The sequence below is a fragment of the Rhodanobacter sp. MP7CTX1 genome (assembly GCF_014205795.1).
GTDB lineage: Bacteria > Pseudomonadota > Gammaproteobacteria > Xanthomonadales > Rhodanobacteraceae > Rhodanobacter.
Genome location: NZ_JACHCN010000018.1, coordinates 73,929 through 88,087 on the forward strand (window position 1 = coordinate 73,929; position 14,159 = coordinate 88,087).

At 61.4% G+C, this 14,159-nt stretch carries 13 protein-coding genes; 7 read left to right on the forward strand and 6 right to left on the reverse strand.

The features are described 5' to 3' along the window. The first annotated feature begins 238 nt into the window (after positions 1–238). Together HDE77_RS18020 and HDE77_RS18025 are read left to right on the forward strand one after the other, a co-directional pair. On the forward strand, positions 239–2,650 hold the full coding sequence (locus tag HDE77_RS18020) for a DEAD/DEAH box helicase (RefSeq protein ID WP_184419297.1): 2,412 nt from the start codon (positions 239–241) through the stop codon (positions 2,648–2,650). Continuing rightward, entirely contained in the window at positions 2,647–3,468 is an 822-nt protein-coding gene (locus HDE77_RS18025) for a ribonuclease H-like domain-containing protein (protein WP_184419298.1), read from the forward strand. Before HDE77_RS18020 ends, HDE77_RS18025 begins: the two co-directional genes overlap by 4 nt. Positions 3,469–3,735: 267 nt before the next feature. Here the strand turns inward: HDE77_RS18025 and HDE77_RS18030 are convergent, their stop codons facing one another. The 4 genes from HDE77_RS18030 to HDE77_RS18045 all read right to left on the reverse strand — a co-directional run bounded on the left by HDE77_RS18030 (position 3,736) and on the right by HDE77_RS18045 (position 6,684). Beyond that, entirely contained in the window at positions 3,736–3,993 is a 258-nt protein-coding gene (locus tag HDE77_RS18030; RefSeq protein WP_184419299.1) for a hypothetical protein, read from the reverse strand. Positions 3,994–4,113: 120 nt separating this feature from the next. After that, positions 4,114–4,296, reverse strand: coding sequence for a hypothetical protein (locus tag HDE77_RS18035; RefSeq protein WP_184419313.1), 183 nt, complete (start codon positions 4,294–4,296; stop codon positions 4,114–4,116). 309 nt (positions 4,297–4,605) lie between these two features. Beyond that, positions 4,606–5,598, reverse strand: coding sequence for a hypothetical protein (locus tag HDE77_RS18040; protein WP_184419300.1), 993 nt, complete (start codon positions 5,596–5,598; stop codon positions 4,606–4,608). Between the two features lie 168 nt (positions 5,599–5,766). After that, the gene (locus HDE77_RS18045; protein WP_184419301.1) at positions 5,767–6,684 is read right to left on the reverse strand and encodes a LysR family transcriptional regulator; all 918 of its coding nucleotides are present in this window, start codon (positions 6,682–6,684) and stop codon (positions 5,767–5,769) included. Between the two features lie 106 nt (positions 6,685–6,790). Here HDE77_RS18045 and HDE77_RS18050 point away from each other — a divergent pair, with 106 nt between their 5' ends. Both HDE77_RS18050 and HDE77_RS18055 read left to right on the forward strand, forming a co-directional pair. Beyond that, positions 6,791–7,540: an SDR family oxidoreductase gene (locus HDE77_RS18050; RefSeq protein ID WP_184419302.1), complete on the forward strand. Its 750-nt coding sequence runs from the start codon at positions 6,791–6,793 to the stop codon at positions 7,538–7,540. 49 nt (positions 7,541–7,589) lie between these two features. After that, entirely contained in the window at positions 7,590–8,027 is a 438-nt protein-coding gene (locus HDE77_RS18055) for a carboxymuconolactone decarboxylase family protein (protein ID WP_184419303.1), read from the forward strand. 35 nt (positions 8,028–8,062) lie between these two features. Here HDE77_RS18055 and HDE77_RS18060 read toward each other — a convergent pair whose 3' ends face one another. Next, complete coding sequence (locus HDE77_RS18060; RefSeq protein WP_184419304.1) at positions 8,063–9,871, reverse strand: GGDEF domain-containing protein; 1,809 nt, start codon at positions 9,869–9,871, stop codon at positions 8,063–8,065. A gap of 16 nt (positions 9,872–9,887) precedes the next feature. After that, a complete protein-coding gene (locus tag HDE77_RS18065) occupies positions 9,888–11,549 on the reverse strand; it encodes a methyl-accepting chemotaxis protein (RefSeq protein WP_184419305.1) in 1,662 nt (553 codons plus the stop codon). 222 nt (positions 11,550–11,771) lie between these two features. On the opposite strand from HDE77_RS18065, the gene HDE77_RS18070 reads away from it, so the two are divergent. The 3 genes from HDE77_RS18070 to HDE77_RS18080 all read left to right on the forward strand — a co-directional run bounded on the left by HDE77_RS18070 (position 11,772) and on the right by HDE77_RS18080 (position 13,579). Then, the gene (locus HDE77_RS18070; RefSeq protein WP_184419306.1) at positions 11,772–12,578 is read left to right on the forward strand and encodes a CHAD domain-containing protein; all 807 of its coding nucleotides are present in this window, start codon (positions 11,772–11,774) and stop codon (positions 12,576–12,578) included. Between the two features lie 45 nt (positions 12,579–12,623). Continuing rightward, positions 12,624–12,935: a hypothetical protein gene (locus HDE77_RS18075; protein ID WP_255482795.1), complete on the forward strand. Its 312-nt coding sequence runs from the start codon at positions 12,624–12,626 to the stop codon at positions 12,933–12,935. A gap of 281 nt (positions 12,936–13,216) precedes the next feature. Continuing rightward, the gene (locus HDE77_RS18080; RefSeq protein ID WP_184419307.1) at positions 13,217–13,579 is read left to right on the forward strand and encodes a hypothetical protein; all 363 of its coding nucleotides are present in this window, start codon (positions 13,217–13,219) and stop codon (positions 13,577–13,579) included. Positions 13,580–14,159 lie beyond the last annotated feature (580 nt).

A 14,159-nucleotide genomic window follows, 5' to 3' on the forward strand; every position in this document is an offset into this window, starting at 1 on the left:
TGCCGCAGATTCAAAGCTACGGAATGTTAGTTCGGCGTGATGCCGGCTCCAGACCTGTCAATGCAGCTTGTCTCCCTCGCCGTTGCAGCCTGAGGAATCCTAAACGATCAGAGGCCTCGAAGGCGCGCAAGGTAACTGTTATGACGGAGCCGTCGCCGGCGTGAGCAGCACTCGACGCCATCTCACGGCATGAGATGCCTACCCTCTCTAATTCGGCCAACCCAGCCGAGACCTGCCCATGAACGCCCTGCCCGATCGCTATGCCGCTGCTGACGAACTGGTTCTTCGCGACCAACGCGACGGTCGCACCCTCGCTCAACGGCTCTCCAGGCGCTATGCCGCGCGGATCACCGGAGCGTTCATGGTGCCGGGGCGCGAGGGATCGTTCGCGCCACTGCCCGATGATCTTCCGCCGGCACTGGCCCAGGCGTTGCGCTCGCGCGGGATCGAGCAGCTCTACAGTCACCAGGCGCAGGCGTGGGCCGCAACACAAGCCGGATCACATGTGGCGGTGGTCACGCCGACCGCGTCCGGCAAATCACTCTGTTACACGCTACCGGTGATTACCGCGGCGATGAGCCAACACGCCAAGGCGCTGTATCTCTTCCCGACCAAAGCGCTGGCGCAGGATCAGGTGGCCGAGTTGCTTGAACTCAATCAGGCCGGGGCGCTCGGTGTCAAAGCCTTCACCTTCGATGGCGATACGCCCGGCGATGCGCGCCAGGCCATCCGCTTGCATGGCGATGTGGTCGTGACCAATCCGGACATGTTGCATCAGGCAATTTTGCCGCATCACACCAAGTGGGCGCAGTTCTTCGAGAACCTGCGCTATGTCGTGATTGACGAGGTGCACACCTACCGCGGGGTGTTCGGCTCCCACGTCGCCAATGTGATCCGGCGCCTGAAGCGGGTCTGCGCGTTCTATGGCGTCACGCCGCAATTCATCCTCTGCTCGGCCACCATCGGCAATCCGCAGGAGCACGCCGAAGCGCTGATCGAGGATGTGGTCACCGCCATCACCGAGAGCGGCGCGCCCTCGGGCGACAAGCACGTGCTGCTGTGGAACCCACCGGTGATCAACCCGGAGCTCGGATTGCGCGCATCGGCACGGTCGCAGACGAATCGCATCGCCAGGCTGGCGATCAAGTCGGGAATGAAGACGCTGATCTTCGCGCAGTCGCGCACGATGGTCGAGGTGCTGACGAAATATCTCAAGGACGTGTTCGACCACGACCCGCGCAAGCCGCCACGTATTCGTGCCTACCGTGGTGGTTACTTGCCGAAGGAGCGCCGCGCCGCTGAGCGCGACATGCGCGCGGGCAACATCGACGGCATCGTCAGTACCTCGGCACTGGAGCTGGGGGTGGACATCGGCAGCCTGGACGTCGTGGTGCTCAACGGTTATCCCGGGTCGATCGCTGGCACCTGGCAACGTTTCGGTCGGGCGGGCCGCAGGCAGCAGTCAGCGCTTGGTGTGCTGGTGGCAAGCAGCGATCCACTCGATCAGTACCTCGTGCGGCATCCTGAATTCTTCCAGGAGGCCACACCCGAACACGCGCGCATCCAGCCGGATCAGCCGCTGATCCTGCTTGACCACATTCGTTGTGCCGCATTCGAGCTGCCTTTTACGGGCGACGAGATCTTCGGCAACGAAGCGGCGACCCCATGGCTCGAAGTGCTTGGCGAAGAAGGCGTGCTGCATCGGGAAGGCAACCGTTGGGAATGGATCGCCGATAGCTACCCGGCGATCGCCGTGTCGTTGCGCTCGGTTGCCGACGGCAACTTTCTGGTGGTCGATCGCACAAGTGGCCGCCAGACCATCATTGCGGAAGTCGACTACAGCGCGGCGGCCGTCACACTCTACGAGGGGGCCATCCACATGGTTCAGTCGGTGCCCTACCAGGTTGAGAAGCTTGATTGGGAGGGTCGCAAAGCCTACGTCACGCGCACGCAGGCCGATTACTACACCGACGCGATCGACTACACGAAGCTCAAGGTGCTCGATTGCTTTGATACGTCTCATGCCGGTTGTGGTCATGCGCATCACGGCGAGGTGCATGTGGTTCGTCGCGTCCCCGGTTACAAGAAAATCCGCTTCTATTCACATGAAAACATTGGCTACGGCCCAGTCAACCTGCCCGATCAGGAACTCCACACGACCGCCGTGTGGTGGCAGCTGGCGCAAGTCGTACTGGAGGCGGCGTTCGAGGAACGACAACAGGCGCTCGATGGCTTTCTCGGCGCGGCGTATGCACTGCACATCGTTGCCACGGTGGCGGTAATGGCCGAAGCGCGTGATCTGCAGAAATCCGTGGGCAGTGGCGATGGCGCCTGGTTTGTGAGTGCCGATACGCTCGGCCGTGGTCAGCTGCGCGGTGCAGACGGTCAGCCGACCGCCCTGTCAGCGGATACACCGTTTACGCCGACGGTGTATCTCTACGATGCGTTTCCCGGCGGCATCGGCCTGAGTGAACCGCTTTTCAATCGACGCGAAGATCTGGTTGCACAGTCTGTCACGCTGATCGAGCGCTGCGATTGTCGAGGCGGTTGCCCGGCGTGTGTCGGACCCGTGCTTGCTGCCGACGAAGACGCCGCCATCACGCCCAAGGCACTGGCGCTGCGTGTGCTGGCTTTGCTGGTGGCGCTTTGACCGCGCTGGTTGCCAGGCTGCGCCAGCTGCGCGCACAGACTGGTCAAGGTTCTCTCACCGTCGCGAAGCCGGCACCGGCAATATCCACGGATGTGCGCCGTCTGTTGCAACGGCATGCACAACTCAAGCAGGGCGCGTCATCGATTGCCTCGCGTGACCGCGAAGTTGCCGGCACCGAAATCGCACCGGGTCTGCGCTATACCGAGTGCCTTTTCGACTGGCTGCCTCCACCGGCCGTGGTGGACGCGAGCTTTGCGCGGATGGAGCCCGTGCATCACAGCCGTCTGCTGCACTTCGATGCCGAGACCACCGGACTGGCCGGCGGCACGGGCACGCGCGCTTTCATGATCGGTGCTGCCGATTGGGTCGACGGTCGCTTCCGCATCCGGCAGCTCACCATCACCAGCATGGCAGCAGAGACGGCGATGCTCCGCGTGTTCGCTGACTGGCTCAGCGAGGACACCGTGCTCGTGAGCTACAACGGCAAGTGCTACGACGCCCCGCTGCTGGCGACACGCTATCGGCTGGCGCGCTTGGCCAATCCGTTGCTCGGCCTCGGGCACCTGGACTTGTTGCATCCTGTGCGTCGCCGCTGGAAAGGAAGCTGGGAGAACTGCCGCCTGGCCACAGTAGAACGCCAGCTGTTGGGTGTGGTTCGAGAAGATGACTTGCCTGGATCAGAAGCACCTGCCGCATGGCTGACGTATCTGCGCGGCGGGTCTGCCGCCAATCTACGTCGTGTTGCCCATCACAACGCGCAGGATTTGAAGAGCCTCGCTGGCGTGTTGTTGCACATGGCGGCATTGGAAGCCAGGTAGCGCTGCCTGCCAGCTTCCGGGGCGATTATCGTTTTATATGCGGGCATTGCTTGAGTTCGATTCCAACGGCCATCGACGCAGTCAGGTCCGCGCAGGTCGTATGCATCACACGGTCGATAACCGTGCCACGAAGCATGTCTCTCGAATCAGCGGAGTTACCGCAGACAAAGGCTTCGTCAGCATCCGCAGTACGCGGGCACTACGTGAAGGACGCCGGTGTTGTCCTTCCTCGAGCAGCGCCGGTGTCCCGGTGCGTATCGGATCGACTCAAGTCGCCCAGTGGGCGTCGACCCACTGGGAAGCCCAGTCCTTCGCGTGCTCAACGGCTGCCCGCCTGGATAGGAAGAACACGTTGCTCGGCGCCGACGAGGCCATGGTGCTGCCGATGAAGTCGTGCTTGACGACGACCGCGTGCGCACGGAAACCACCGGACATCAACCGGGCCGGCTCACACATCAACAGGTATCCGCGATAGTGAAAGCAACGATCTTCCTCGTCCACGTTCGCGCTCTCCGCGTTCTTCATCGTGGCACGACTCTAAACCTTGGTAGGTTGAAGGAAACGTCAACACGAGAAGCCCTCTCACCAGCTTTCAACCCTCACACGCGTCCCTCACAACAAAGGCGATAAAGGAAGGCGAGTCTCTCAGGACTTCAGTTTCTTCGAAGGTCTTGAATTGCCTGAACTGTTGCGGGCGACCGCTTGGCGTATCAGCGTCTTGAAGGCGGACTCGTCGCCTTCTTCTGCTTCGAGAATGTCGATCGCACGGCGAGCGCTTCCGTCGAGACTCGCAGGCACGCCGATATCGAGCTGACGCTCGCCGGTCAAGCCATGGACGGCCCGACGCACTGATCCACCCGCATGGATCGGGCGACTTGCGATAGCGATGTCTGGACCTGCACCGAGGGGTTGCGTGTCCGGGCAACCCAAGCACGCTTTGACATCACGCGCACGTCTTGTCCGACAGCTAATGTCCGTTGGTGACGCAAAGGGACAATAACTACATGAGCGGTGACCGCCGCCAGCAGTCATGCGGTGAACGAACCTGGCGCAACCACAGGGTTGCGCCGCGCGGCAGACGTCAGGCTGTACGCGCAGTCGTCAGGCTTGTGGCGTTCCTTTTTGCCGGCTGGCGGTTCAGTCCGAAATCGCCAGCACGCATTCATCCGCCCCGCAGCTACGGCAACAGACGGCGAACACCGATAGGCTGTCCGACCCGACCGCCGCACCGAGCAGCCCCTCCAGGTAACCACTGAAAAACTTGCAGCTGGATTGACCGCCCTCGATGCATAGCGGGCTGTTGCGAATATGCAGTTGTTCGCCTTTGTGCTCGACCTCAACCAGCGCACGCAGCGCAGGCATGCCGATGTGCTCGATCGCTTCGCGCAAGCCGAGCTTTGCGCCCGGCGCATAGTCGCGCTCGAATACCCAGACGCCTGTGCGCTGCCCTGCCAACCAGAGAGACGACTCTCGTGCGGCTTCGGGTACCGAACGTTCCAGCGTTTGCAGCCGCTGGAAAATTAGCGGGTATTCGTTCTCGAGCTTCGGCAGCACCTTTACGACTGCCTCTTCGTCCGGGCCCTCTGGAATCAGCTCGACAAAAGGCGTAATTGCCACCGCTGCCGGTGCAGGCGACGGCGTGCGCGGAAGCACGAAAATGAATTCCGGCTCAGGCTCTGGTTCAGGCTGAGCGTCCGGCTCAGCTGAAACTACCGGTGCATCGAAGGACTCGGGCGCTTCAGCCCCAATAACCACTGCCACGGGCGCCGCCGCTTTCGCTTTCGCCGCCACCGTCGCGACCACTGGCACTACGTCGATTGTCGGTGCTGGCGCCGGCACGACAGCCTGCGCAGCCATCATGCGCGACGCCGCAAAATGCGGTTTCGGCGCGCCCTCCTCAAACGTCGACGCATTGAAACTGATGATGCGCTCATTCGCGTCCAGCGCCGCTTCGAGCTCGCGCTGCTTGCGTGCGGGTCCGCGCACAATCATCGTCAGCAGCACGCCGTTGGCGTCATGCGTGAAGCGTTGCCGCTGCAAGGTAAATCCGCTCGTGACGACGGCCCGACCGAGCTCGATCAGCAGGCCCTCTCGGCGTTCCGAGAGCGTCTGTATTTCCAGCTCGATCATCAGGCCCCCCTGTATTCGAATGCTGGTGAATTATGTTGTGGCGATACAATGAATGCTTACGCGAACTTGTAGTGTGATGTAGTTCCAGAAAACAGACTGCACGTGCATTTTGTTGGAGTCAAGGCATGATTCGTGCTTCGAAATTGCCCCGAAATATCCTCCGTTAAGCTAGTCCATCACCTCGATACCGTGGACCAGGCGCTTTGCGAATCGGGGCTGGCGCAGCTGCTCTAGCCACCAACTCAACGCGCGGCCTTCCTGGTCACCACGCCAGGCGGCGTAGAGGATGTTGGGTTCGCGCGGGTCGGCGGTGGCACGTTCGACCAAGGCGCCGCGCTTGAGTAATCCGGCGATGCGTTGGCGGGGTAACCAGCCAACGCCCAGACCTTCACGTTGCGCGAGAATTTTCGCGTGCATCGTCGGTACGGCCAGCGTCGATTGCCCACCGAGCAGGCCATAACTGCGGCCGTCTGCGCGATCGGATGTATCGGCGACGACCACCGCGCGATGGCTGGCGATCGCGTCGCGTGACAGCGGGGCCTTGATGGCCGCGAGGGGATGGCGCGGCGAAATGGCAAAAACCCACTCCATCACCCCAAGTTCGAACCATCGTAGTTGTGGGATCACGGGCGGCTCATTGGTCGCGCCGACAATAAGGTCCGCATGACCCTTGCGCAGCGCTTCCCAGGTGCCGCCCAACACTTCGTGGGTGACGCGCAGGCCGACGCCCGACTTCAACGCATCGAAGCGGTGGATTACCGGCACGAGCGAGGCGAATTCGAGTATTTCGTCGGTGACGATGTGCAGGCGATCTTCCCAGCCATTGGCGATCTGCTTTACGCGCTGGGTCAGCCGGCTCACGTCCAGCGCGAGGCGCGCTGCCTCATGGGTCAATAGTTGCCCGGCAGGGGTTAGTTGCAGTCGGTATCGACGTCGATCGAACAGCAGCGCGTCGAAGCGCGCCTCCAGCTGCCGCGCGGCATGCGAAACGGTTGATGGCGCCTTGCCCAGTCGTGCGGCCGCCCGCGAGAGGCTGCCGCTGTCGCGAATGGCTTCCAGCAGGGCCAATTCATCGTCTGACAACATGTGCAACCCCTTCGAACGAGTTCGTCGACGCGATGGTACGGCAATCCGCACAGAGCGGATCAGGATGGCCCCACTTCCTCTTACAACTCAGGCAATGGAGAACATCATGAAGCGTTTCGAAGGCAAGACGGTACTCGTTACCGGCGGAACCAGCGGCATCGGCCTGGCTACCGCCCAGGCATTCGCGGCCGAAGGTGCCACAGTCGTGGCAACCGGTCGCGATGCCGAGGCAATTGAGCGCGCCAAGGCAATACTCGGTGCCGATGCGCTCGTTTTGCGCAGCGATGCGGGTTCAATCGTGGCGGCGAAGGAACTCGCCAGCGTCCTGACGAGCAAGAACATCCGTCTCGATGCCGTGTTCATCAACGCGGGTATCGCCCGCTTCGCCCCGTTCACAGCCGTGGACGAGGCCCTCTGGGACGCCACGTTCGATACCAATGCCAAGGGTGCCTTCTTCCAGATCCAGGCGCTGGTTCCGCTGCTCAACCGCGGGGCCTCCGTGGTCATCAACGGTTCGATAAATGCACATCTCGGCATGCCCAGCTCCTCGGTGTATGCGGCCAGCAAGGCTGCGGTGATTTCACTGGCGAAAACGCTGTCGGCGGAGTTGTTGCCCAGCGGCATTCGCGTCAACGTAGTCAGCCCCGGCCCGGTTACGACGCCGCTTTACGGCAAACTCGGCATGGATAGCGCGACACTGGAGGCGACCGCCGCGCAAATTCAGGCGCAGGTTCCGCTCGGCCGCTTCGGTACGCCGCAGGAGATCGCTTCGACCGTGCTGCACCTGGCTGCGTCGGAGTCGGCGTTCATCGTCGGCACTGAAATCATTGTCGATGGCGGCATGAGTCAGCTTTAGTCAGCCCGCGTTGCCCACACTCTAGTCAAACCATGCTCAGGAGCAAGTGATGAACCAACGTCTGGATTTCTACGCATCAAGCCCCGCTGCCATCAAGGCCATGGTCGGTCTTGAGCAGCGCATCAACAAGAGTCAACTGGAACAACCGCTGGTAGAACTGGTGCGCTTGCGTGCCTCGCAGATCAACGGCTGCGCCTATTGCATGGACCTGCATTCCGGCGACGCACGCAAGGCCGGTGAGGACGCGCGTCGACTGGCGACACTCAGTGCATGGCGCGATACCCCATTTTTTTCTGAGCGCGAACGCGCCGCGCTGGCGTGGACCGAAGCATTGACGCTGATCCATATCGACCATGTACCGGACGCGGTGTGGGCAGCGGTACAGCCCCATTTCTCCCCTGAAGAAATCACCGATCTCACACTGCTCATTGTTGCGATCAACGGCTGGAACCGCTTCTCTATCGCGTTTCGCAAATCGCCCGAGTGAGTTGCAGTCCGTCGACTGGAACCGGGCTGTAGAGATCAGACAAACGCTCGCCGCATGGGCTCGGCTTCCGCGCTGGCGATCACATGCAACCCAAGGCGCTCGCGCTTGGCACGTCGCTTGGCGCGTGCAGCCAGCGTCGCGATGGTCTCTGCCCTGCGCGGGAACGGTAGTTTCAACCGGACAGCGCCGATCGCGATCGTGGTGAGCGGGAAAAACTGCGCAAGGCCACGCCGATCTTCGCCGTCGATGCCGCCGCGCACCAGATCCTGTGGATCAAAAAGCGCACATGCACGCTCATTGAATTGGGCGATGACGCGCTCGCAGCGCTGTTCCCAGTCCTCACTTTGAAACAGCACCAGAAAATCGTCCCCGCCTATATGACCTACAAAGTCCTGTGCTGGGTCTACCTGGGCGGTCAGGATATCCGCGAGTAGCCGGATCATCTTGTCACCACGAAAATAACCGTACTGATCATTGAACGGCTTGAAGTCATTGAGATCCGCGTAGGCGGCAACAAAAGGGCGCTTGCCGCGCAGGAGCCGCGTGATGTGCTCGGTCACCGGGATGTTGCCCGGAAGAAAGGTCAGCGGATTGGCATAGCGCGCCGCTTCGATCCGGTGTTCCGTCACTCTGCGAACCAGCGACTCTCCTGTTCCCAGGCCGAGGTAACGACCAGCCTGGGTGATGACGAAGCCATCAGTCAGATAACGCTGGTCCTCACCGCGCAAAATGTCGGCCATGCCCTCCACGGGCTGACGCTCGTCGCACAGCAGGGGCGTTTCATGCATGAACGTGGCGCAAGACTTTCGACCAAACAGCTCGCGCGCGAAAGGCTGGGCGAGTCCCTCCGTGAACACCCGTCGGTTGATCAAGCCGATCGGCCGACCCACGTCGACGACGGCGATGGCATGCAGACTCGGCTCGCGCGCGAAAATGGCCGCGACATCATCGTTGCTCTGCGCCTGCGTGACTGTTGGCGCATGAATGATGAGATGACCGGCGTGCATCGGTCGATGCGCAACCGGCCCGCGCGGTCGTGGTGGCACCGATAACGCGTGCTCACGAATGGCCTCGAGTGCCTCTGCCGTCACGCTTGCCGTGAGCGTGGGTGACGGGCGCCCGAGTAAAAAACCCTGTGCATAGCAGATGCCCAGCTCGCGCATCATGCGAAGGTCGGCAGGATTCTCGACTCCTTCGCCAACCAGGTCGGAGCCCAGAGTTTCCGCTACGCGGCATATGGCCTGGACGATGGCCAGGCGCTCTGCACTGTGCGCCAGACCATCGATCAGATAGCGGTCTATCTTGACGACCTCCGGATGAACTTCATTCCACATTTGAAAGTTGGAATGGCCGTTACCGAAGTCATCCAGAGCGACCCTCACCCCGCGCGCTCGCAGATACCCGATCGCATCGGCGAGCTCGGCCGGATTTTCGACGATGTCCCGCTCGGTCAACTCAATCGTGATACGGCAAAGGTCCAGTCCGGACGCGGAGAGTGCGGTGACGACCTCGTTGGGCAGCAAGCCACCATGCAGGATGGCCTGGGCGCTCAGATTGATGAGCAGCCGCCCGCTTCCGTTCTGTGCGGAAAAGGCATCGCACACGACGCGCGCCGCATGTAGCTCGAACTCGCCCAGCCGACCCTTTGCACGTGCAAGATCCAGCAGGTCGAGAATCGTGAGGCCCTCCGGGCCGGATGCCGGTCGGCTGAGTCCCTCATGGGCGACTACTTCCAGCGTGTCCAGCCGCACCAGCGGCTGAAACACAGCAGTGAGTCCACCGTGCCCGATGGCCTGGTCGAGAAGTGAGAAGCCGCGGGCATCAGCGTGCAAGGCGGGGGTCATCCGAGGGTTGCGGACATCAGGAGGAGAATTCAAGCACGCGCAGGTGTGGACCTTGCTGACGACCTGCGGCACTCATCACAGGAGGCTTAGGCACGGCAGCATCCACTTCATTTGCGCCATTGTGCAGGGTGAAGAAGTCAACCTCGCGTAGCAGTGCCGCAGCACTTCCTTGCATCGCACGACCAGCAGCGGTGGCTTCTTCCACCAGGGCCGCGTTTGCCCGCGTCATCGCATCCATGTCAGTCACGGCGTGGTTGACCAAGGCGATGTCTTTGGCATTGCCTCGGCCAGCAGCAGCCATCGCAGCAACCCACTGCGAAAGTTTCGCTACGCTGGCGGTCACGCCTTCGAGCACAGTTCCCGTACGACCGACCAGGATGGTGCCGGCATGCACCGCATCGTCACTTGCGCTGATCAGCTGCCGGATCTCTTGAGCTGCCTGGCCGGATCGCTGGGCAAGCTGACGTACCTCGACGGCGACCACCCCAAATCCGCGCCCGTGCACACCGGCTCGGGCAGCCTCGATAGCCGCGTTCAGTGCCAAGAGATGGGTCTGAAACGCTACCTGATCGACCAGATCGAGTATCTCGGTCATTCGCCGCCCGGTGCGCTCGATCTCCTTCATCGAGCTGATGGCCTCGATAACTGCCGCCCGCCCCTGCTCGGCATGAGCCTGTGCTTCGGAGGCTGCCCGATCGGCCTGATCGGCGTGTTGCGCGCCTTGAGCTACCGCAGCCGTCATGCGCGCCATTGAGGCTGCCGTTTCCTCAAGATGGGCGGCCTGGGCCTGTGTGCGTTCACTCAACGCGCCGTTGCCCTCGGCAATTCCAAGCGCGCTGTGCTCAACGATGGATGCCCGATTGCGCACCTGACCAACGACACGTTCCAGCTGCACATCCATTTGGCCGAGCGTGCGTAGCAAGGTGCCGACCTCATCCACGCGCCCGGCGTCGACGGGCTCACCTAGCATGCCGCGCGCGATTCTCGTCGCGACGGCCGAGGCGCGCTTCAATCGCCGTCCTAGTGACCGGATGATGCTGATATCGATCCATGCAGCAAGGCCAAGAGCAAAGCCAAGCAGCGCGAAAAGCCGCAGCAGGCCTTGATGGTTACCCACATGCTGGGCGGAGGCTTGATCCTGACCCTGGGATAGGGCCAGCCCGAAAAGGTTGGAGAAATCGCTTTTCAGTGGCACGAATGCCGACTCGACGTCATTGGACAACTTGAGTTGGGCCATATCGAACTGGCCCGCTTCAAGGATCGTCAGCGTCTCGTCGATCGTCTGATCGGCATCGGCACGATGCCTTGCGGTCAGATTGAGCAGCTGTTGTTGTTGCTGCGCCAATCCACTTCGACCCAAGGGCACCCAATGTCGTTCGACGTCGAGGCGGTTGCTCTTGATTGACGTGACCGCATCGTCCACAGAGGACGGCAGCCGGGTCAAAGCCGCGTGCACCAGAGCCTGCATCATGTCGTTGTAGTCGCTTTGAATGCGGCCAAGGTCGGCAACCGGCGCGAGCGTATCTCCAACGACCAGCTGGATACGTTGATCAGCCTGCGTAAGCTGCAGCGCGCCTGCGCCGCAAACGATGATCAACATGGCCGCTGAACCGATAAGGCGCAGTATCAGGCGGGTACTCAAACTCAATGTGGGCAGTGCCGGTATTCGATGAAACATGACTTACCTTCGGGGGGGACCAGGCTCGCAAGGCTTTCGGCCGTGCACTCCCGAACTTGAGGCGATTTAGGTATATTTCATATATATTTCAACATGTTGCATTTTTTGCTACGCTACCGTGACAATTCTATTTCACGCGTTTCAGGGGGATGGCCGGGCCTCTCATCGATATCGGCGCCGCCATCGACAGCAGGTTCTTCGTTAGCCACGATTGCTGGATTGATGAGCGAGCAGACACAAACAGCGATAGGCAGCTTTCTTGCCGCCCTTGCCCAAAAGGAATGCCGGGCAATCGGCAAGGCCCTGGCCAACAAGAGGAATCGCCATCGCGCAGTACATGAAGCGCGCAAGGCCATCCGTCGCCTGAGGTGCCTGCTCGCCCTGATCAGAAATTCGGTTGGTGATGACACGTCAGAGATCGAGCTGGCGCTGAAGTCGCAATCCAGGCGCCTCTCGGCGTTGCGTGACGCGCAAGTAGTTGCCGTGCTCGCCGACAAGTTAGGCGCCAATGACGAGACCGGCGAATGGACGGCGGCCGCACGCGAGTTGGCCGAACGGCGCGATGCCCTGCTTGCCAACGAGCTGGCGCAGGATCCGGGGTTTGCTCGGCGCATCGCGACCATTCATGACGTTGCCGCTGTGCTGGGCCAGCTGCATTGGAGGCGTATTACCCCCGACGCGCTACAGCGGGCCATCAAGAAAAGCCGACGCCGTGTCCTTCGGGCTGAGCACGCCACGAAGCAGATGGTATCCAACGCCAGCCTGCATAGATGGCGGCGATGCGTGCGGCGGCTTCGACTGCAACTGGTTGCCATTGCCGCACTCAATCGCTCGCTGGGTACAAAGGTATGTCATGTACGCGCGCATCGAGGTGAGTCCGTGAAAACCTTGACCCACCTCGCCGAGCAGCTGGGCCGGCGCCAGGACATCCAGGTCCTGCGTTCGGCGTTCAAAACTTTTTCCGACCCCTCGATCCTGCCCACCTTGCGAAAACGCCTGCGGATCGAAATGAGACTGGCCAAGCGCTAGCCATTCTTGAGCACCCTCGATTGACCATCGCCACCACACTGAAGCATGGACATAACCGCCCTGTCACGAGCGCTGGGCAAACTGCCAAGCATCATCGCTCCCCCTGAAGTCGACACCGTGTTGGCACAATACGTCATTCCCTCGAAAGTCGGCCTGTTCCGCATCATCCGGCACGGCCATCGTTGGCGCAGCCTGCTGGATGAGCGTGAATTGGGGCGCCACACCGCAGCCAGCGCTGCGCTGACCTTCCTGCGCGATACATGGCCGCGGGCGCGTCTACCGATGACACTGGATCGCTGGCGCTATCTTCCGGGCCCCATGCAAACAGGCCTGACCGCTCACGTGTCCATGACATAACCGTCGCACTGCACCATGGCGAGTGGCGGCAGGTGCCCTGGCTCAGTGCAGTGCGATTTGGGCGCTCGATGCACTGAACTCCTCCTGCGACGGAAGCAGTTCTGTCCCTGACGAGCCATTCGCCAGGCTTTGCATCCCGAAGAGAGCGGCATACGCTGATCAGGCCGGGTTCTTCATGGCGTTCAAGGGGCAATGGAGCCGCGACTAAAGTTTGGGCCTGGATCGTCGATAACGTTTCCATAGCCCTCTCTCGCATCGTTCCCCGCCCAAGGAGATAACCCATGAAAACCCTACTCGCCACCGCGCTGCTGCTGATCGCGCCGATCGCCGCCCACGCAGGCTGCACGGCCAGCAATTTCGCCATTGAAGATTTCCAGCAGACCACCGTCGGCTCCGGTGCCGCCTTGCATCTGAGCCTCAAGGGCAAGCTGGTAAACCATTGCGCCGCCGCCGCCGCTGCACAGGTTCGCGTTGATGCGAAGGACGGCAGTGGCAAAGTACTGGTCTCCAAGCAAGGCTGGCCCGCTGGCACCACGAATATCGCTCCGGGCCAGGAGATCGATTTCGATCTGGGCCGACTGGTCCATTACCAGCCCGAGATGCAGACCTACGCGGTGAGCGTCGGCCAAGTCAGCACCTGGTAAATCTCGCTCGGCGTGTGACCTCCTACGAGATAGGTGTTGAATCAGACACCGAAGCCATGGGAACGGCTTCAAATATCAAGTGCGATACGTTTTAGGCAAGCGGGCACTCTCACGGCACGACCTGGTCGTGCATTCCCCCGTGAGGGTCTCGCTTTGCTTATCTCTTCAGGCGAATCAGCGCTTACCTGGATACCTGTTACCGGGTCTTGCCTTTGGTCTACTCGCGAGTGTCACTGAGCGAGCGAACACATGGCGCGTTACGCGAATAGTCCGTGGGTTTTCCGGATGAAAGCAATCGCCATCACACCCTCGCCTCTCACTGTCGAGCATCACGTTGATGCGCTCGGGCAATTGTTTGCCTGACATTGCTGCTCTTGTGGGAGCGACTTCAGTCGCGATGCTCTGGCTTTGTTGTTTGGCTTTCGGAGCTTCAGAGCTTCAGAGCGTTTCGTCCTCCTGCGGAGGGCGAGTCACTTTTCTCTTGTGTGGCCAAGAGAAAAGTAACCAAAAGAAATGGAATGGACGCCTCCCACCTCGCTTCGTCAGCGGTGCTGAGAGGGTCGGGTGGACCCTCCGGGCC

Coding starts and splice junctions, on each gene's coding strand:
- HDE77_RS18020 (WP_184419297.1), top strand. CDS start 239: ATGAACGCCCTGCCCGATCGCTATGCCGCTGCTGACGAACTGGTTCTT.
- HDE77_RS18030 (WP_184419299.1), bottom strand. CDS start 3,993: ATGAAGAACGCGGAGAGCGCGAACGTGGACGAGGAAGATCGTTGCTTT.
- HDE77_RS18040 (WP_184419300.1), bottom strand. CDS start 5,598: ATGATCGAGCTGGAAATACAGACGCTCTCGGAACGCCGAGAGGGCCTG.
- HDE77_RS18045 (WP_184419301.1), bottom strand. CDS start 6,684: ATGTTGTCAGACGATGAATTGGCCCTGCTGGAAGCCATTCGCGACAGC.
- HDE77_RS18050 (WP_184419302.1), top strand. CDS start 6,791: ATGAAGCGTTTCGAAGGCAAGACGGTACTCGTTACCGGCGGAACCAGC.
- HDE77_RS18055 (WP_184419303.1), top strand. CDS start 7,590: ATGAACCAACGTCTGGATTTCTACGCATCAAGCCCCGCTGCCATCAAG.
- HDE77_RS18060 (WP_184419304.1), bottom strand. CDS start 9,871: ATGACCCCCGCCTTGCACGCTGATGCCCGCGGCTTCTCACTTCTCGAC.
- HDE77_RS18065 (WP_184419305.1), bottom strand. CDS start 11,549: ATGTTTCATCGAATACCGGCACTGCCCACATTGAGTTTGAGTACCCGC.
- HDE77_RS18070 (WP_184419306.1), top strand. CDS start 11,772: ATGAGCGAGCAGACACAAACAGCGATAGGCAGCTTTCTTGCCGCCCTT.
- HDE77_RS18075 (WP_255482795.1), top strand. CDS start 12,624: ATGGACATAACCGCCCTGTCACGAGCGCTGGGCAAACTGCCAAGCATC.
- HDE77_RS18080 (WP_184419307.1), top strand. CDS start 13,217: ATGAAAACCCTACTCGCCACCGCGCTGCTGCTGATCGCGCCGATCGCC.